We start from the raw sequence: 18,556 nt of genomic DNA, 5'->3' as shown, positions 1-18,556 counted from the left end.
GGGGGGGGGGGGGGGGGGCTCCCCCCCCCCCCCCCCCCCCGCCCGCGGGTGACCTCGGAGGGCCATTTCCCCCCCGCCGGTCGCCCCAAACCCCCCCTTCAGTGCGTGAGACGAGCTGAAAGTCCCCTTCAGCGGCGGGCGGCGTGGCGGCAGGCCTGGTACCGCGTGGTCAGGAACTTCCGCTTCGGCACGGCGTAGTAGGCCCAGACGCCGCCGTCGGCGTGCGTCCCGAGCTTCCGGAACTGTTCGACCGCTTCGGTGTGCCGCCCCGCCTCGACCAGCGCGAGCGCGGCGTACGCGCGGTCCTCACGCGCGGAGAGGTGACGTGCGCCCTCACCGTCGAGCCACGGCAGCAGCCGGTCCAGTGCGGCGTTGACCTGCTTCGTCTTCCACGCGGGCGCGTCGGCGATCTCGGCTTCGTGCGCGGCGGCGAGCGGCATGACGGCCAGTGACGGCGACTTCGCGGCGGCCTCTTCCGCGAAGGCGTACATCAGCTCGTGCGAGCCGCCCCATTTCGCGCACCAGTACTGCAACGCCTGGATGTGTCCGCCGTGGTGCAGTGGGGCCCGCGCCATCAGCTCGGTCCACAGTGGACGGAACCGCTCGTGCTCGTACTGCCGGCCTCGCGCGAGGGTGAGCATGGTGCACCACGGCGTCGGATCCTCGGGGGCCAGCTCGATCGCTTCCTTGGTGGCGTCTTCGGCTTCTTCGAGCACGCGGAAGAACCCGGCGAACTGCTCACGGCTGGTCTCGTCGGCGCGGTAGCCGCCGCGGATCTGCCAGGCCAGCCGGACCAGGCCCTCGGCGTGCACGACGGCGGCGTCCGGGTCCCCCGGCCGCGCCGCCTGCCACGTCTTGAGCCACGTGTCGTCGTTCGCTGCCGTTTCGCCCAGCCACGAGGCGACGGTGGCGCGGCGGTCCCAGTCGGCGCCGATCTCGGCGAACAGTTCCGCCGCGGGCGCCCAGTCACCGGAGCGCGCCGCCGTGTCGGCCTCGGCCAGCGCGAGGTCGCTGAAGAACCGCTCCGTGGTGACCTCGTCGTCCGCCGGCAGCCCCCACTTCGTGACGTCGACGGGGCGTTCCTTCTTGTCCGGCGGGATGAACTCCGACAGCTCCTCCGGCGTGAGCACGTCCATCAGCTCGTCGACGCTGACGCCGCGGCGCTTGGCCTCCTTCATCAGTGCGAACACGGCCTTGCGTTGTTTCGGCTTGAACAGCAGGGAAAGCATCGGACTCCGATCAGGCGGGGGTGGTGGCGAGTGGCTGGTAGGAAAGGGAAACCTCGGCCTTACCGAGCAACGCGCGCAGCGGCGCGGTGTCGCCGTCGAAGGCGGCGTCCACGGCGGGTTTCAGTTCGGTGTCGTAAGGCGGATCCAGCGCCAGCGTGGCGGGTTCGGACCAGGACAACGTCCACCGGGCGTGTCCGGCGTCGGCCAGCGCCACCTGGACCACTGTGGACAGACGTGGCCGCGCCGAGGTCGCGGCGAACTCCCGCTGGGCGCGCGGACCCGCGCCCTCGGCGGGCTTCGACTCCGGGTCGGCCAGCGCGGCGTACTGCCCCGCGTCGACGGCGTCGAGCAGGGTGGTCAGCGTCGCCGGGCGGCCCAGCACCCGTGCGGCGTCGGCGAAGATCTTGGCGGCTTCCTCGGCGATGGCGTGCTGGCAGCCGACGTGAACCAGCGTCGGCCAGTCGACCCGCTGCTTGCGCTTGGCTTCGTCGACGAGACTGGCCTGCATGGCGGCGTCCACCACGGCTTCGGCGTCGCGCAGGATCGCCCGCGCGGGCTTTTCGTCGCCAGGGGCCGCGGGAACCGGCGGCATGCGGTCCAGCGCCGCGATCCTGGCCGCCATCGACGGATGTGTGTCGTACGCGGACTCCTCGTCGTCCGGGTTGTCGCGGATCTTGTCCAATTCGGACTGTCGGGAGCTGTCGGCGAGCAACAGCCCGAAGCCTTCCGCGAACTGCCGGGGCAGGTAGCCCGCGCGCCAGCCGATCGTCGCGTAGTTGTTCATGAAGAACCGCCACGCCACGACCAGCGCGCCGATCTGCCGCAGCGCGCTCGCCGCCGTCGCGGGCCCCGCGATCCGGCCGGACGCGGCGTCCGCGGCGAGTTCCTGCCGCCGGGTGACCGCACGGGAGACCTTGAAGTACAGCTTCGCGTAGCGGAAGAACAGCCAGCGGACCAGGCGCTGGAACCAGTCGCTCGGGTTCAGCCGGGAAAGTGTCCCGCGCATGGTGCGTTCGCCGCGGTAGGTGAGCCCGGCGAGCCGGGTGTCCTGGTTGCTGTAGTGGGCCAGTTCGTGCGCCAGCACCGCGCGCAGCTCGCCGGTGCTCAGCCCGGCCAGCAGCGGGGCGCCGATGTACAGGTGACGCCGCACCGCGCGCAGGCCGAGCAGCCGGGTCTCCTCGGCCACCGCGGCGTTGACCGAGGGCACCAGCCGGATGTCGTCCGGCGGCCGGGTGCCGACCTCCTCCGCGAGGCCGCGCACGAGTGCCCACAGTTCCGGTTGCGTTTCCGGCGTCACGAGGACGCCGCTTTCCTCCTCGGCCTTATGACGTTCCAGTTCGAACAGACCGCGGATCAACGCGTAACCCGCCGGGACGGTGAGAATGGCGAGTTTCAGTCCGCCGATCGGCGAATGGCGGAGCGCGAAGATCTCCAGCACCACCAGCCCGGCGACCAGCGCCAGGATGAGCAGCGGGAAACCGGCGAGCAGGCAGACGGCGAGCACCGCGCGCAGCGAAACCCTCATGACCTGGTGAAACCTTCCCCCTGGCCGTGCCGTCGCGGGCACGGAGACCGTATTCTGCCGCACTCGCGGCGTCAGCTCATCTCTTTTCGGCCGCGAAACGTTACAGTTCCTCCACGGTCCTCAGTAGACAGTCCAAAGAAGAATGACGGGTAAACCGTTTGCCGCGCGCGGATGGCCCGTGGATGCTGAGGACACTGACGTACCAGGGAAGGAATGGACATGTACACCGCGGTCGAAGGCGCACGCGTGCCGATCCGGATGTGGGCGGACCCCGCCTCCGTCGAGGATCAGGCGATGCGCCAGCTGCGCAACGTCGCCAACCTGCCGTGGGTGCACGGCGTCGCGGTCATGCCCGACGTGCACTACGGCAAAGGGGCCACGGTGGGCAGCGTGATCGCGATGCGGGACGCGGTGTCCCCGGCGGCGGTCGGTGTCGACATCGGCTGCGGCATGAGCGCGGTGCGTACCTCGCTCACCGCCGCCGACCTGCCCGATGACCTCGGCAGGCTGCGCCGCCGGATCGAATCGGCGGTGCCGGTCGGATTCGGCCTGCACAAGACGCCGGTGAACCCGGCGAAGGTGCACGGTGTCGGGGGCTGGGACACGTTCTGGAAGGCCTTCGGTGACCTGCACCACGGCGTTCAGGAACTGCACGACCGGGCGGCACGGCAGATCGGCAGCCTCGGCGGCGGCAACCACTTCATCGAGGTCTGCCTCGAACAGGGCGGTGCCGACGAAGGACGCGTCTGGCTGATGCTGCATTCCGGTTCGCGCAACATCGGCAAGGAACTGGCCGAGCGGCACATGGCCGTGGCGCGCAAGCTCCCGCACAACGCCGACCTGCCGGACCCGGACCTCGCCGTGTTCGTCGCGGACACCCCGGAGATGGCGGCCTACCGTCGCGACCTGTTCTGGGCGCAGGACTACGCCGCGCGCAACCGGGCGACCATGGTGGCACTGGTGAAGCTGGCCCTTGCCGAGGTGGTGCCGGGCACGACCTTCGACGACGCCATCTCGTGTCACCACAACTACGTCGCCGAGGAGACCTACGACGGCGTCGACCTCCTGGTGACCCGCAAGGGCGCGATCCGCGCGGGTTCGGGCGATCTCGGGATCATCCCGGGCAGCATGGGCACCGGCTCGTACATCGTGCGCGGGCTCGGCAACACGTCGTCCTTCGAATCCGCGTCGCATGGCGCGGGCCGCCGGATGTCGCGCAACAAGGCGAAGAAGACGTTCACCGCCGCCGACCTCGCCGCCCAGACGGCCGGGGTCGAATGCCGCAAGGACTCGGGCGTGGTGGACGAGATTCCCGCCGCGTACAAGGACATCGACTCGGTGATCAAGGCGCAGACCGACCTCGTGGAGGTCGTCGCCCACCTCAAGCAGGTGATCTGCGTCAAGGGCTGAAACTCGCTCGTCCGTGAAGGCCTCCTTCACAGCGCTCAGCGCTGTGAAGGAGGCCTTCACGGCTTTGTCGGTAGCCTGGGTGGATGAAGAGGTGGGGAATCGGTGCGGCGCTCGCCGCGGCCGCGGTACTGCTGGCCGGTTGCGACCAGGTGAACTCGGCGGCCGATCAGGTCAATTCCGCCGCCGATTCGGCGGGCCGGACCGCGGACAAGGTCAAGGCGTGCGGTGAGGCGCTCGGGCTCGCGGACCTCAACCCGGATCCGGCGAAGCTCAAGGAACGGGCGCTGGACAAGGAACGCCGCCTGCGTGAGCTGGCGGGCAATGTGCAGCAGCAGGACGTCAAGAACGCGCTGACCGGGATGGCCGACTCCTATCTCCAGGTGCAGAAGGAGCACATCGAGGACGCCGGGGTCATCGCCACGTGGACGAAACGCAACCTCGAACGCCTCGACGCGCTCCGCAAGGTCTGCGCCTGAGCGGACGTCAAGCGGACGTCGCCATCGCGGGGACGCGATCGGCGGCGCGTTTCCGGTGCCACAGCAGGCCGATCGACGCGATCATCAGCGCGCCGATGCCCGAGGCGGCGAAGCCCCAGGCGGGGCTGGAGTGGTCGATCGCGAAGCCGACGACGGGGCTGCCGATGGCGAGGCCGAGCCGGGTCGACGCGTCCTGCAGGCCCATCGCCTCGCCGCGCACGCGGGCCGGGGCCAGCCTGCCCATGGTCTCGGTGGTGGCCGCGAGCGTCGGCGCGCACAGGACGTTCGTCGGGATGAGCACGAGCGCGAGCAGCCACCACGGCTGATCGGCGAGCCCGACCGGGATCACCAGGACGGCGAGCAGGAACATGAGCGCGGCCTGCGGCAGCGACCGCTTCACCGCGCCATGGATGACGCCGCCGACCAGCGACGCCACGCACATGACCACGATCACCAGGCCGGTCCACGAGGTCTCGCCGGTGGCCCGCAACGCCGCCAGCGTGGCGACTTCGGTGCCGACGAGGCAGAACAACGCGCCCGCGGCGACGAACAGGGTGCCGACCATCTGCCCGGAAAGCCATTCGCGCAGCGGTGGCCGCGCGCCCGTCAGCTCCGGCACCTGCTCGTCCTCGTTGCGGATCGGCGGGTTGGTGATCCACAGCAGGAGCGCGGTCGCGCCGAAGAGGACACCGATGCCGCTGAGCGTCAGCGTCGCCGGCAATTTGGTGATCGCCGCGATGCCCGCAGCGGGGCCGATCATGAACGAGGCCTCGACCAGGATCGTGTCCAGTGAGTACGCCGAACGCCGTTGCGTCATCGGCACCAGCGCCGTGAGTACCTGCCTGGCCAGTGAGCCCGCGGGCACCGCGAGCAGGCCGGCCGGGAACGCGACCAGCACCAGCGCCGCGAACGAAAGGTGCGGTGCGGCGATCCAGAACGCCGTCGAGCTGACTCCGCACACCGCGACGACCGGGCGCAGCCCGAACCGGTCGATGAGCCTGCCGATCAACGGGGCGCCGAGCGCGGAGCCCAGCGTCGTCGCCGCGCCGACGAGCCCGGCGGCGCCGTACCCGCGGCCGAGCACGCTCACCACGTACATCGTCAGGGTGACGCCCATCATCGTCATCGGCAGCCGCGCGAAGAACATCAACACCATCGAGGACGGGACTCGGGGGATGGCCAGAACCTGGCGATAGGGCTTCAGCGGCACGCAATCGATGAGAACTCAAGATGGTACGACCGTGCAAATTCTTTATGCTCGTGTGGCGAGGATCATGGCCGCGGACACGCCCGGCAGGCGCGACACGCCTCGCTGACCTGCGAAATCACCCGACCTGGCGGCTTTTCTTGACTCATTCCAGAAAGCGCGGCAAGCTGGCGAGCGTCATGCCTCATCAGGAAAGCCCCGTACGGCGGCAGCTCCGATCGGCCGGTCTGCGGATCACCGCGCCGAGGGTCGCCGTGCTCGAATGGCTCGCCGGACATCCGCACGCGACGGCCGACCAGGTCGCCGCGGGGGTGCGCGACGTGCTGGGTTCGGTTTCCACGCAGGCCGTCTACGACGTGCTCGGCGCGTGTGCCGGTGCCCACCTGGTGCGGCGGATCGAACCGGCGGGACATCCGGCCCGGTTCGAAACGAGAACCGGGGACAACCACCACCACGTCGTGTGCCGCGGTTGCGGGCGCACGGAGGACGTCGACTGCGTGCACGGCTCGGCGCCCTGTCTGGAGCCCGCCGCCACGGGCGGCTTCCGGATCGACGAGGCGGAGGTCGTCTTCTGGGGACTCTGCCCGGACTGCATTCCATCCCACCCGAAGTAGGAGGTATCCCCGTGACGAAGCCGACCACCAACAACGTCGGCATCCCGGTCGCGAGCGACAACGACTCGCTGACGCTGGGCGCCAACGGCCCGATCCTGTTGCAGGACCACTACCTCATCGAGAAGAACGCGCAGTTCAACCGCGAGCGTGTGCCGGAGCGAGTGGTGCACGCCAAGGGCGGTGGCGCGTTCGGCTTTCTCGAGGTGACCGAGGACGTCAGTCAGTACACCAAGGCCGCGCTGTTCCAGCCGGGTGTCCGCACCGAGAGTCTCGTGCGTTTTTCGACGGTGGCAGGCGAGAACGGCTCGCCCGACACCTGGCGCGACCCGCGCGGTTTCGCGGTGAAGTTCTACACCACCGAGGGCAACTACGACATCGTCGGCAACAACACCCCGGTGTTCTTCATTCGCGACCCGATCAAGTTCCCGGACTTCATCCACTCGCAGAAGCGCCGCGCCGACAACCACCTGCGCGACCACAACATCCAGTGGGACTTCTGGACGTTGCGTCCCGAGTCGGCGCATCAGGTCACCTGGCTGATGGGCGACCGCGGCATCCCGTCCAGCTGGCGTGAGATGAACGGCTACTCCTCGCACACCTATCTGTGGGAGAACGCCGGCGGCGAGAAGTTCTGGGTGAAGTACCACTTCAAGACCGACCAGGGCATCGGTTACCTGTCCCAGGCCGACGCCGACCGCCTCGCGGGCGAGGACGCCGACCACCACATCCGTGACCTGTTCAAGAACATCGAGCAGGGCAACCACCCGAGCTGGACCCTGTACGTCCAGGTCATGCCCTACGCGGACGCGGCGGACTACCGGTTCAACCCGTTCGACCTGACCAAGGTGTGGCCGCACAGCGACTACCCGCTGATCAAGGTCGGCCGCTGGGTGCTCGACCGCAATCCGTCGAACTACTTCGCCGAGATCGAGCAGGCCTCCTTCGAGCCGTCGAACCTGGTTCCGGGCATCGGCCCGTCCCCGGACAAGATGTTGCAGGGCAGGCTGTTCGCCTACGCGGACGCGCACCGCTACCGCATCGGCACCAACTACACCCAGCTGCCGGTCAACGCGCCGAAGGCGCCGGTGAACAGCTACTCGCGCGACGGCGCGATGCGCTACAACAACCCGGGCGACCCGGTTTACGCGCCGAACTCCTTCGGCGGTCCGCACGCCGACGCCGCGCTGGCGTCGGAGACGGCGTCGAGCTACGGCGTCGAGGACGAGGTGATCCGTTCCGCTTACAAGCCGCACGCGGAGGACGACGACTTCGGCCAGGCGGGCACCCTGGTGCGTCAGGTGATGGACGACGCGCAGCGCGAGCGGCTGGCGAACAACATCATCGGACACGCTTCGAACGAGGTTTCCGCACCGGTTCTCGAACGCGTTTTCGAATACTGGCGCAACGTGGACAAGAACCTCGGTGACAAGGTCGCCGCGGCTTTCGGCAAGTAATACGCGAAGACAATTCCACATTGTTGCTCCCACCACGGGGTGAGCGGCCCGGCGCGCTGAAGTGTGCCGGGCCGCTGCCGTTTGGGGGCACCTACATGGTGGGCGGGGTGAGGGTGGGGGACGCCCCCATCCGGAGCAGTGGCGACACGCGGTCCGACGGAGTGATGAAGATAAACGATCACGCAATAGACCGATGTGGGTTACCCTCGCGTCCTATCGTGGCCGATGGTCACGCACAGTCAGATTCCTGATCGGTCATGATGATCATCAGGGTTAAGGGCAAGCTCACGACGTTAATCAATTGCGGGAAATTTCGCGGCTATTGGATTCGGCACGTAAGGGTTAGAAATGGGCTCTAACCGGTGATCGGGTGGTGGATCTCCGATACGGCGGGTATCGATTTACCCGTCAGGTCTCCCGAGGCCAGGAGGTACGAATGAAAGGCAAGTTCGTCCGATCCATCGCGGTGCTCGCAGCGGGCACCATGCTGGCGGTCGGTACGGCCCACATGGCCGCCGCGGCGCCCGTGGGCGGGCACGGCACATCGAGCACTCAGGCGGTGGCCGCCCGGGTTCTGCAGCTGCGTGACGACCTGACCAAGGTGGCCTACGCGGGCGATGTCAACGCCACGAAGAGCAGGCTCGACGAGCTCAATCCGGTGCTCTCCGAGCTCGCGACCGGAAAGCGCTACCAGATCCAGGCGGAGGCGCAGGACACCGCGGGCAAGGCGGAGCAGTACGGCACCGAGACCAAACGGCTGCTCAACGACCCCAAGGCGACTCCGCGTCAGCTGCCGCCGGTACCGGCGATCCCGCCCATCAAGATCCCGGATCTGCCCGGGCCGTTGAAGATCGTCAGCGACCTGCTGAACGCCCTGCTCAACCTGGTCACCGGCCTGCTCGCCAGCCTGGTGGGCGGCGGCCTCCCGGTGCCGCCGCTCCCGGTGCCGCCGGTGCCCAAGCCGTAACGGCAACCCTCGAACGGGGGCTGGAATCCGGTGTGGATATTCCTCCGCACCGGATTCCGGCATTTCCGGGTTCGGTCGTGGTGCGGGATGTGCGCGGCCGGGATTGCGACAAGGGCGTCCCTGGGTGCGTTGGGTGCACCGGGGGCGTCCCTCGGTTCACCTGCTGAGGCCGGTGCGCAGCGCGCCCGCCATTTCGGCGACCGCCTCGGTGAACCGCGAGCCGACGCCGGTGAAGTTGAGGAAGCCGTGAATGAGGTCCGGCTGCCGGCTCAACGCGACGGACACCCCGGCCTCCCGCATCTTCTGCGCGTACGTCTCGCCCTCGTCGCGCAGCGGATCGAAGCCCGCGGTCACGACGTAAGCGGGTGGCAGTCCGGAGAGATCCTTCGCGTGCAACGGCGAAAGCCGTGGATCGGTCAGGTCCGTGCCCCGGGGGACGTAATGCCCCTCGAACCAGTTCATGTGCGCGTCGGTGAGGAAGAAGCCGTCGGCGAACAGCTCCCGCGAGCGGTAGCGCTTCGTGAAGTCCGTGGCAGGGTAGATCAGCAGCTGGAACACCGGGGCGGGCCCGCCCTTCGCGACCGTCTGCTGGGCTGTGACGGCCGCGAGGTTGCCGCCCGCGCTGTCCCCGCCGACCGCGATGCGGTCCGGGTCGGCGCCGAGGTCGCTCGCCTTGGCGTGGGCGTACTCGAACGCGGCGACCGCGTCCTCGGCCGCCGCGGGGAACGGATGCTCGGGAGCCAGCCGGTATTCGATCGACAGGACGCGGACGCCGGCGTGTTTCGCGAGGTAGCGGGCGGCGTTGTCGTGCGACGCGCGGTTGCCGATCACCCAGCCGCCGCCGTGGAAGAAGACCAGCAGACCGGACGGCTCGGGCAGTCCGGCCGGTGTGTAGAGCGTGGCGGGGAGGTCCCCGTCCGGCGTCGGGATCTGGACTTCCCGCGTCGCGACGGGCTCGATCGGCCTGCCGCTCACCAGGTACCTGCCCAGTTCGAGCAGCGCGCGCGATTGCCCGACCGAGCCGTGGACCAGCTCGGCGCCGGTCAGCTTCTGCAGCCGGAGCAGCAACTGGGCGTCCAGCGCGAGCTCCTGGCCGTCTCGCCGGATGGGACGCCCGGCGAGCACGCGCCTGACCGGCCGTGGCAGCCAGTACAGCAGCTGAGCGGACGCGGCTTGGGCACGGACCAGGAGCGGGATCGCCATTGTTCCTCCTCGGACGCCGTCGAACGATCCCTGACGTTACTGCCCAGTAGGTAGCAGGTCCAGCAAGGAGCGAGATGTGACCCACGACTCCGTCCCAGATCCTGGTCCTCCAGTTAGGTAGAGGGGTTAGCCTCGTAAGAGTGACTTCAGCCAAGACGGTCAATGTGCTCGGGATCGGTGGTTCGCTGCGAGCGGGCTCGCAATCCGAACGCGCGCTGCGCATCGCGCTCGACGGCGCGGCCGAACTCGGCGTCCACACCGAGCTGCTCCCTGGCCCGGACCTTGTGCTGCCGTTCTACGACCCCGCGGCACGGGACCGGGACGAGCGGGCCGTGCACCTGATCGACGCCATCCGCCGCGCGGACGGCATCATCGTCGTCTCGCCCGGGTACCACGGTGCGCTGTCCGGGCTGGTCAAGAACGCCTTGGACTACGTCGAGGACCTGCGCGAGGACGTGCGGCCCTATCTCGACGGCCGCGCCGTCGGCCTCGCGGCGGTCGCCTACGGCTGGCAGGCCGCGGTCACCACACTGGAGCAGCTCCGCACGATCACGCACGCCCTGCGCGGCTGGACGACCCCGCTCGGCGGCTCGATCAACTCGGCGGAAACGAAGTTCGACGAGGGCGGCGGCGCCTCCGACGAGAAGTCCGTGCGCACGCTGCGCCTCATCGGCCGTCAGGTCGCGGAGTTCGCCATCACTCGCGCGGGTTGACCCACGTTTCTTCGCCCACCTTCCGGGTATTCCGTCGAGTGACGCCTGCCATGACCGGCAATGTTTCCGTACTTTCGAAACGTTGTTACTCATTGCAGGCGCTCGACGGTGAGTGCTCCGACAAGGAGGTAGGCGAAGGCATGGCTGAGGCTCTTTACACCGCTGTCGCGACGGCTCGCGGCGACGGCCGCAACGGCGAGGTCACCTCGTCCGACGGTGTCATCGACGAGTCGCTGGCGATTCCCAAGGAGATGGGCGGGCCCGGCGGTGACAAGACCAACCCCGAGCAGCTTTTCGCCGCAGGCTATTCCGCGTGCTTCCACAGTGCGCTGCAGCTGGTCGCTCGCCAGTCGAAGGTCCAGCTGTCCGATTCCACGGTGACCGCCGAAGTCAGCGTGCTCAAGAAGGACGTGGGCTTCGGGCTCGCGGTCGCGCTGAAGGCGTCGCTGCCCGGGCTGGAGCAGGGGCAGGCCGACGAGCTGGTCGCGCAGGCACACCAGGTGTGCCCGTACTCCAACGCAACGCGGGGAAACATCGAGGTCGCGCTCTCCGCGACCGTCTGATCCGGCTTTCGACTGCCAGGTCGGCCGGAACCGGCTGAAAGGAACGAGAACACCATGTCCACTTCTCCGATCAAGAGCCCGCTCGCCGAGGCCGACAAGGAGATCACCGGGAACGTCCTGCAGGCGACCCTGGTGGATCTGGTCGACTTGTCGCTGATCGCCAAGCAGGCGCACTGGAATGTCGTCGGCGCCAACTTCCGCAGCGTGCACCTCCAGCTCGACGAGCTGGTCGACACCGCGCGCACCTACGTGGACGAGGTCGCCGAGCGCGCCAACGCCATCGGCGTCTCGCCGAACGGCAAGGCACGGACGGTCGTCGAGAGCTCCGGCGCGCCCGAATACCCGGACAACTGGCAGTCCGTGGAATCGACGGTCGCCGCGATCGTCGACATCCTCGCGAAGCTGATCGAGCGGCTGCGGGCCCGTATCGACGAGACCGACAAGAGCGACCTGGTCACTCAGGACCTGCTCATCGAGATCACCCAGGCGCTGGAGAAGGCGCACTGGATGTGGCAGGCCCAGCAGGCCTGACCCCGACCCTGCCGGGTGGCGCGGGGGTGCCCTGGACGCCGGACAGCGCTACCGTGCGAATCATGGTGCTGCATCAGGGAAAACCGTCCCACCCGGCACGTCGTGGGGGAACGAATCCGCTCTTCGGCGGGGCGAATCCGGCGGAAGCCGCGCAGCTGGTCCCGCCGCGCGACAAACTCGGCGACGACCCGCTCGCGCCGGACACCGCCTATCAGCTCGTCCGCGACGAGCTGATGCTCGACGGCAACGCCCGGCTCAACCTCGCCACGTTCGTGACAACGTGGATGGAGCCGCAGGCACGGGTGCTGATGGCCGAATGCGTCGACAAGAACATGATCGACAAGGACGAGTACCCGCAGACGGCCGAGCTGGAACGCCGCTGTGTCACCATCCTCGCCGACCTGTGGCACGTGCCCGACCCGAACGACGTCATCGGCTGTTCCACGACCGGCTCGTCGGAAGCGTGCATGCTCGCCGGGATGGCGCTCAAGCGCCGGTGGTCGAAGCTGGGCCGCACCGGGCGGCCGAACCTGGTGATGGGCGCGAACGTCCAGGTGTGCTGGGAGAAGTTCTGCGAGTACTGGGAGGTCGAGCCGCGGCTGGTGCCGATGGACGGCGACCGGTACCACCTGTCCGCCGAGGAGGCGGTGGCCCGCTGCGACGAGAACACCATCGGCGTCGTCGCGATCCTCGGGTCCACTTTCGACGGTAGCTACGAGCCGGTCGCCGAGATCACCGCGGCGCTCGACGAACTCGCCGCGCGGACCGGCTGGGACATCCCCGTGCACGTCGACGGCGCCTCCGGCGCGATGATCGCGCCGTTCCTCGACCCGGACCTGGTGTGGGACTTCCGGTTGCCGCGGGTCGCTTCGATCAACACCTCCGGCCACAAGTACGGCCTCGTCTACCCCGGCGTCGGCTGGGTGGTGTGGCGGGACAAGGCGGCGTTGCCCTCGGAACTGGTGTTCAACGTGAACTACCTGGGTGGCGACATGCCGACTTTCGCGCTGAACTTCTCCCGTCCCGGCGCCGAAGTCGCCGCGCAGTACTACACCTTCGTCCGCCTGGGACGCGAAGGATTCCGTGCCGTGCAACAGGCGTCGCGTGACGTCGCGACGTACCTGGCGGAGGGCATCGAAGCGCTCGGGCATTTCGAACTGCTGACCCGCGGTGACCAGCTCCCGGTCTTCGCCTTCACCACGAAGAAGTCGGTGACCGCGTTCGACGTCTTCGACGTTTCGCGGCGGCTGCGCGAACGCGGCTGGCTCGTGCCCGCGTACACGTTCCCGGAGAACCGGACCGACCTCGCGGTGCTGCGGATCGTGGTGCGCAACGGCTTCACCCACGACCTCGCGGATCTGCTGCTGGCCGACCTGACCCGCGTCCTTCCCGAACTGGAGGCGCAGAGCGGCCCGTCGAAGAACCAGGTGTCGAGCTTTCACCACTAGCTGGCTGTCGGTGCTACCGGCGGGTAATGTCGGGTGCATGGGTGTTGCCGCGGAGGAACGTCAGGCGTTGTGCACGCTGTTCGAGCAGGTCGGGCCGGACGCGCCGACGCTGTGCGAGGGCTGGGCGGCGCGCGATCTCGCGGCGCATCTGCTCGTCCGCGAGCACCGGCCGGACGCCGCGCCCGGCATCCTGATCCCGGCGCTCGCCAAGCACACCCAGCGTGTCCAGGACTCGTACGCCGCGCGTCCGTGGAGTGAGCTGGTCCAGAAGATCCGCCAGGGCCCGGCCTGGTACTGGCCGACCTCGTTCGGTTCGCTGGACGAGGCGGCCAACACCGCCGAATTCCTGGTGCACCACGAGGACGTCCGCCGTGCCCAGCCAGACTGGGAACCGCGCGAACCGGATGCCCGGCGCGACGCGGCGGCGTGGCGCTCGGCGCGGCAGATCGCCAAGGTGAACTTGCGCAAATCGCCGGTCGGCGTCACGCTGCGCACCCCGGACGGCCAGGAGGCGGCGGTCAAGACCGGCCCGGACGTCGTGACCGTGGTCGGCGCGCCGGTGGATCTGCTGCTGTTCTGCTTCGGCCGCGACGCGGTGCGCGTGTCGTTCGAGGGCGCCGAAAACGCCGTCGGACGGCTCAAGACGCTGAGCCGCGGCTTCTAACGCTCAGTGCTCTGAAGGCCACCTTGAGGGCGTCCTAGTCTCTCAAGGTGGCCTTCAGTGCACGTGCCAACGTCAGCGAAGTCCGAGTGCGCGCAGGGCGAAGTGCACCTCGATCGACGTCTGCTTGATGGTTTCCGCGATCACCAGCGAGCCGTGCCCGGCGTCGTAGCGGTAGAACTCGTAGGGCGCGTCCCTGCCGCTGAGCCGGTCGAGGTAGTTCTCGACCTGCCGGATCGGACAGCGCGGGTCGTTGTCGCCGGCGAGCACCAGCAGCGGCGCGGCGACCGCGTCGACGTAGGTGATCGGCGAACATTCGCCGTAGAGCGCCGGAACGTCCTCGGGCGAGCCGCCGAACAGCGCCCGGTCGAACGAGCGCAGCTGCTCCATTTCGTCCTCGTAGGCCGCGATGTAGTCGGCGACCGGCACTCCGGCGATCCCCGCCGCCCATCGCGCGGGCTGGGTGCCGAGGGCGAGCAGGCTGAGGTAACCGCCCCAGGACGCCCCGTTCACGACGCACTTCGCCGGGTCGGCGAGTCCACTTTGGACAGCCCAGTCGTGCACGGCGGCGACGTCCTCCAGCTCGGTCAGCCCGGGACGGCCTTCGATCGCGTCGCGCCAGGCCGAGCCGTAGCCGGTGGAGCCCCGGTAGTTCACCTCGACCACGGCGAAACCGGCGTCGAGCCAGACCGCGCGGTATGCCGAGAATCGGTCCTCGTCGGCCGAGTGCGGGCCGCCGTGCAGGGAGAACACCGTCGGGAGCGGGCCTTCCGGGGCGTCTGCCGGCCGCGACACCAGCGCGTGGATCCGGCCGCCGACCCCCTCGACGAACGCGTCGGTGATCGGCGCCGAGCCGGGCGGGCGCTCGCCGGGAGGTTCGAGGAGTACGGCGTCGGTGCCGTCGGCCTTCCTGGCACGCACCGCCGTCGGCTCCGCGGCGCTCGACCACGAGTACTCGACCGTGCCGTCCGGACGCACGCCGGCGCCGCCGATCCGGCCGGCCGGTGTGTCCAAAGAGGACAGCTCGGTGGTTTCGAGGTCGTAGCGGTACAGCGAGCTACGGCCCTGGTGGAAGTGGACGACGAGCAGCGCCCGTGCGTCGGGGTACCAGTCCGCGACGACCTCGCCCGGCAGGCCGAGGTCGATTTCGGTCTCGGTGTCCGCGCGCACGTCCCAGACCAGCAGCTCCTCGCGCCCCCGGCGTTCGTGCAGGACCAGCAGGCGCGAGTCGCCCGCCACGGGGGAGAACTCCAGCGCGGACAGTCCCTTGCCCTCGCCGTCCCATTTCTCGGCGACGGTGGTGAACCCGTCGGTGGCGAGCACCCGCAGCGCCGGGTGCCGGGAGTCCCCGTGTTCGGAATGGGAGATGGCGATCAGTGTCTCGTCGCGGGACAGCGAGGCGATCCCGGCGTCGTCGGCGTGACTGTAGAAGCGCCGGGTCTCGCCGTCGATCCGCGCGAACAGCTCGCTGCCGTCGTCGGTCGAGACGCCGACCGCGGTGACGCGCGAGCCGATCTCCAGCCCGGCGGGGTAGCCGTCGTGGACGTCCGGCACGGCCTTCTCGGGCTTCTGCGGGGCGGCGCCGTCGGCGAACGGCTGGCGGACCCAGGACCCGAACTCGTCGCCGTCGGTGTCGTCGAACCACCAGATCCAGCGGCCGTCGGGCGAGGGGGTGGCGTGCAAGGTGCCGTTGGGCCGGTCGGTGACGCGGCGGTGGGTGTCCGTCGCGCGATCCCAGGCGTACACCTCCCAGACGCCGCTGGCGTTGGAGACGTAGACGTTGGCGTCGGGTGCGTCGCGGGCCCACTCGGGGACGGAGATGCGGGGTGCGTGGAAGCGTGCCCGCCAGCGGGTCTCGGCCGCGGCGTCGTCGAAGAGCCGGTCCGGGACCAGCGCGGACGGGTACTGCTTGGCTGACTGCGTGCTCACCCCTCGATCCTGCCACCTCGTGGCCGTACTGTGTGCGGCGTGCCAGAGGGTTACGCGCCGGGGTTCGGCGAAGACGCCATGTCCATGATGGCTGGCAGGACCGCCGGCGAACGCGCGGCCTTCGCGCTGCCGCTGTTCGCCCCGGACACCCGCGTCCTCGACCTCGGCTGCGGCCCCGGCACCATCACCGTCGACCTGGCCCCCGGCGCCCACGTCACCGGCGTCGACACCAACCTGGACCAGCTCGCCAGGGCGCGCGCGAAGGCGAGCAGGAGGCACAAGTCCACAGTGGACTTCCTGGCCGCGTCGGTCTACGCCCTACCCTTCGAAACGTCCACAATAGACGCCGCCTTCAGTCATGCCCTCTTCGAACACCTGAAAGATCCCCAAGCAGCCTTGGCGGAACTCAGAAGAGTCCTCCGCCCAGGCGCCACCCTGGCCATCTCCACCTCAGACTGGAGCAAAGCCAAACTCCGCCCACGAACCGCCAACGTAGAAGCCGCCCTCCGCGGCCACTACCTCCTACGCCGCCAAGCAGGCGGCAACCCTTTCGCGGGACGCACCATAGCCACCGAAGTAGCCACCGCAGGCTTCACCAACATCACCACAAGAACCCGCCACCGCGAAGACATGACCTACCGAGAACTGGCCGCCTACATAGAATCCAGACTGGCCGCCGCCCTCTCAAACCCCACTCCAGTCCCACACCGAGACCAACTGGCCTCCGCCGCCCGCTCCGCCCAAACCTGGCTCCACTCCAGCGATGGCTCCTTCTCCCAATCCTGGACAGAACTAACCGCCACCCGGTGACCAAACAAGGTGACCGACCAACCAACGGTGCCCACCACGGGGGCAAGGGGCGAAGCCCCAATCCACCCCCACAACGACCTCTCGCATGCTCAATCGACGATCTCACGTGATTGAACAGCGACCTCACGTGATTAAGCGGAGATCTCACGTGATCAGACGCGACACCCGTGATGGAAGGCGACACACAACGAACGGCGACAAAACAGCGGAACGCAACCACCCGCCGGGGGGTCCAGGGGGGCGAAGCCCTCCCTGGCGGGGGTCTGGGGGTTCGACCCCCAGGAGACACACGAGTAAGGCCCCGAGTTCGCGCTTTCCGCGAACACGGGGCCCTACAGACTTACTCGTCGGGGTGGCGGGATTTGAACCCACGACCTCCTCGACCCGAACGAGGCACGCTACCAAGCTGCGCCACACCCCGATTACCGCTGTACTGCTCAGTGGGTCGACAAGAAGTCTAGCGGACGCTGTTTCGGGCTTTGCGCGGGGCTTGCTTCCGGGGCTTCTGGGGCTCGGATCCGCGCGGGACCAGCGTCAACAGGCTGGCTTCCGGCGGGCAGGCGAAGCGGGCGGGTGCGTACGGTGACGTGCCGAGTCCGGCGGAGACGTGCAGCCACATGTGGGCGCCCCAGCGGGAGGCGCCGCGGGCGCGGGTGCGGTCGAGTTCACAGTTGGTGACCAGCGCGCCGTATCCGGGAATGCGGAGCTGACCACCGTGGGTGTGGCCGGCGAGGACGAGGTCGTAACCGTCGGTGGCGAAGGTGTCGAGGACGCGGGGTTCGGGTGAGTGAGTGACGCCGAGGCGGACGGCGGCGCGCCGGTCGGCGGGGCCGGAGATGTCGGTGTAGCGGTCGCGGCGGAGGTGGGGGTCGTCGACGCCTGCGGCGAAGACGGTCTGACCCGCGACGTCGACGGTGCGCCGGACGTGGGTGAGGTCGACCCAGCCGTGTTCGACGAAGGCTGCGCGGAGGTCACGCCAGGGCAGGTGGACGCCGTGGATGCGCTTCTTCTTGCCCTTGGGCATGAGATAGCGCGCGGGGTTCTTGGGTTTGGGCGCGTAGTAGTCGTTGCTGCCGAAGACGAAGACGCCCGGCCGGTCGAGCAGGGGCCCGAGGGCGCGCAGCACCGACGGCACGGCGGTGCGGTGCGAGAGGTTGTCCCCGGTGTTGACCACGAGGTCGGGGTCGAGCTCGTTCAGCGCGGCGACCCAGCGTTGTTTGCTGTGCTGCCCGGGGAGCATGTGCAGATCGGAGATGTGGAGGATGGTGAACGGCCGGGCGCCGGGTGCGAGAACGGGCAGCTCGGCGGTGCGCAGCGTCCAGTGGCGGCGTTCGATGCCGATGGCGTAACCGAGGGTCGCGGTGCCGAGCGCGAGGGTCCCCAAAGCGAGACGGCCGATGGTCGCCCCGGAAGAAGTACGTGCGTTACTGAGCGTGCTCACAATGTCCAGGATACGTGCTCATGGGTGGTTGGTGTTGGCCGGTTCCGGGAAATTCGGTGATTGATCTCCACCGGTGATTCGACTACGTCGGGTAGTCGTTTTCGTGGCGTTCGAGTTTGTCCGCCGGAACCCTTTTCGGATCTTCGCCGGTGTACTAGCGGTCCGCTGATCTTTTCGGTCTTCGGCGGAGCCGGGTTCCGCCGAATGGCCGAACCGTGGTGCGGATTACGGCAGTGAACCGGATTGGTTGTTTTTTCGTGAAGACTAAGCGGGGCCGGCCGGGGTGGCCCGGGCCCCCACGTGCGCTTTGGTTGCCGCGCCCGTAATTAGGGTGGGGGGGGGGGCGTCGGGTTGGGGGCAGGCGCCTGTGTGTGG

General features: G+C 68.8%; 17 protein-coding genes and 1 tRNA gene. 11 read left to right on the top strand and 7 right to left on the bottom strand.

Going from position 1 to position 18,556, the window contains the following annotated elements:
* Positions 1-128: 128 nt before the first annotated feature.
* Both ACFWY9_RS02730 and ACFWY9_RS02725 read right to left on the bottom strand, forming a co-directional pair.
* Entirely contained in the window at positions 129-1,229 is a 1,101-nt protein-coding gene (locus tag ACFWY9_RS02730; protein WP_378331651.1) for a DUF4034 domain-containing protein, read from the bottom strand.
* A 10-nt stretch (positions 1,230-1,239) separates the two neighbouring features.
* A complete protein-coding gene (locus ACFWY9_RS02725) occupies positions 1,240-2,754 on the bottom strand; it encodes a M48 family metalloprotease (RefSeq protein WP_378331650.1) in 1,515 nt (504 codons plus the stop codon).
* A 219-nt stretch (positions 2,755-2,973) separates the two neighbouring features.
* Here ACFWY9_RS02725 and ACFWY9_RS02720 point away from each other — a divergent pair, with 219 nt between their 5' ends.
* Together ACFWY9_RS02720 and ACFWY9_RS02715 are read left to right on the top strand one after the other, a co-directional pair.
* Positions 2,974-4,164: an RtcB family protein gene (locus tag ACFWY9_RS02720; RefSeq protein WP_378331649.1), complete on the top strand. Its 1,191-nt coding sequence runs from the start codon at positions 2,974-2,976 to the stop codon at positions 4,162-4,164.
* Between the two features lie 83 nt (positions 4,165-4,247).
* Positions 4,248-4,640 carry a hypothetical protein gene (locus tag ACFWY9_RS02715; protein WP_378327911.1) on the top strand — a complete coding sequence of 131 codons (393 nt, stop codon included), beginning with the start codon at positions 4,248-4,250 and terminating at the stop codon, positions 4,638-4,640.
* A 7-nt stretch (positions 4,641-4,647) separates the two neighbouring features.
* Here ACFWY9_RS02715 and ACFWY9_RS02710 read toward each other — a convergent pair whose 3' ends face one another.
* Positions 4,648-5,796 carry an MFS transporter gene (locus ACFWY9_RS02710; protein WP_378327915.1) on the bottom strand — a complete coding sequence of 383 codons (1,149 nt, stop codon included), beginning with the start codon at positions 5,794-5,796 and terminating at the stop codon, positions 4,648-4,650.
* A gap of 230 nt (positions 5,797-6,026) precedes the next feature.
* Here ACFWY9_RS02710 and ACFWY9_RS02705 point away from each other — a divergent pair, with 230 nt between their 5' ends.
* The 3 genes from ACFWY9_RS02705 (at position 6,027) to ACFWY9_RS02695 (ending at position 8,882) form a co-directional block, all read left to right on the top strand.
* A complete protein-coding gene (locus tag ACFWY9_RS02705) occupies positions 6,027-6,461 on the top strand; it encodes a Fur family transcriptional regulator (RefSeq protein WP_378327910.1) in 435 nt (144 codons plus the stop codon).
* Between the two features lie 11 nt (positions 6,462-6,472).
* Entirely contained in the window at positions 6,473-7,915 is a 1,443-nt protein-coding gene (locus ACFWY9_RS02700; RefSeq protein WP_378327909.1) for a catalase, read from the top strand.
* A gap of 436 nt (positions 7,916-8,351) precedes the next feature.
* Positions 8,352-8,882 (top strand): hypothetical protein, encoded by a 531-nt coding sequence (locus ACFWY9_RS02695; protein WP_378327908.1) that lies wholly within the window; start codon positions 8,352-8,354, stop codon positions 8,880-8,882.
* Positions 8,883-9,038: 156 nt separating this feature from the next.
* On the opposite strand, the gene ACFWY9_RS02690 is transcribed toward ACFWY9_RS02695, so the two are convergent.
* Positions 9,039-10,085 (bottom strand): alpha/beta hydrolase, encoded by a 1,047-nt coding sequence (locus ACFWY9_RS02690; protein WP_378327907.1) that lies wholly within the window; start codon positions 10,083-10,085, stop codon positions 9,039-9,041.
* A 140-nt stretch (positions 10,086-10,225) separates the two neighbouring features.
* Here ACFWY9_RS02690 and ACFWY9_RS02685 point away from each other — a divergent pair, with 140 nt between their 5' ends.
* The 5 genes from ACFWY9_RS02685 (at position 10,226) to ACFWY9_RS02665 (ending at position 14,004) form a co-directional block, all read left to right on the top strand.
* A complete protein-coding gene (locus ACFWY9_RS02685; protein ID WP_378327906.1) occupies positions 10,226-10,798 on the top strand; it encodes an NADPH-dependent FMN reductase in 573 nt (190 codons plus the stop codon).
* Positions 10,799-10,938: 140 nt separating this feature from the next.
* A complete protein-coding gene (locus ACFWY9_RS02680; RefSeq protein WP_378327905.1) occupies positions 10,939-11,361 on the top strand; it encodes an organic hydroperoxide resistance protein in 423 nt (140 codons plus the stop codon).
* 54 nt (positions 11,362-11,415) lie between these two features.
* Positions 11,416-11,892, top strand: coding sequence for a Dps family protein (locus ACFWY9_RS02675; RefSeq protein ID WP_378327904.1), 477 nt, complete (start codon positions 11,416-11,418; stop codon positions 11,890-11,892).
* A 62-nt stretch (positions 11,893-11,954) separates the two neighbouring features.
* On the top strand, positions 11,955-13,340 hold the full coding sequence (locus ACFWY9_RS02670) for a glutamate decarboxylase (protein ID WP_378327903.1): 1,386 nt from the start codon (positions 11,955-11,957) through the stop codon (positions 13,338-13,340).
* Between the two features lie 37 nt (positions 13,341-13,377).
* A complete protein-coding gene (locus tag ACFWY9_RS02665) occupies positions 13,378-14,004 on the top strand; it encodes a TIGR03085 family metal-binding protein (RefSeq protein WP_378327902.1) in 627 nt (208 codons plus the stop codon).
* A gap of 72 nt (positions 14,005-14,076) precedes the next feature.
* Here the strand turns inward: ACFWY9_RS02665 and ACFWY9_RS02660 are convergent, their stop codons facing one another.
* A complete protein-coding gene (locus tag ACFWY9_RS02660; protein ID WP_378327901.1) occupies positions 14,077-15,930 on the bottom strand; it encodes a prolyl oligopeptidase family serine peptidase in 1,854 nt (617 codons plus the stop codon).
* Between the two features lie 39 nt (positions 15,931-15,969).
* Here ACFWY9_RS02660 and ACFWY9_RS02655 point away from each other — a divergent pair, with 39 nt between their 5' ends.
* Positions 15,970-16,740, top strand: a complete 771-nt coding sequence (locus ACFWY9_RS02655; protein WP_378327900.1) for a methyltransferase domain-containing protein — start codon at positions 15,970-15,972, stop codon at positions 16,738-16,740.
* 347 nt (positions 16,741-17,087) lie between these two features.
* Here ACFWY9_RS02655 and ACFWY9_RS02650 read toward each other — a convergent pair.
* Both ACFWY9_RS02650 and ACFWY9_RS02645 read right to left on the bottom strand, forming a co-directional pair.
* A tRNA-Pro gene (locus tag ACFWY9_RS02650) sits at positions 17,088-17,161 on the bottom strand.
* A 36-nt stretch (positions 17,162-17,197) separates the two neighbouring features.
* Entirely contained in the window at positions 17,198-18,139 is a 942-nt protein-coding gene (locus ACFWY9_RS02645; RefSeq protein WP_378327914.1) for a metallophosphoesterase, read from the bottom strand.
* Positions 18,140-18,556 lie beyond the last annotated feature (417 nt).

The organism is Amycolatopsis sp. NPDC059027 (assembly GCF_042739735.1).
GTDB lineage: Bacteria > Actinomycetota > Actinomycetes > Mycobacteriales > Pseudonocardiaceae > Amycolatopsis.
Note: the sequence above shows the minus strand (reverse complement) of the source record. Positions and strands in the feature narration are given on the sequence as shown.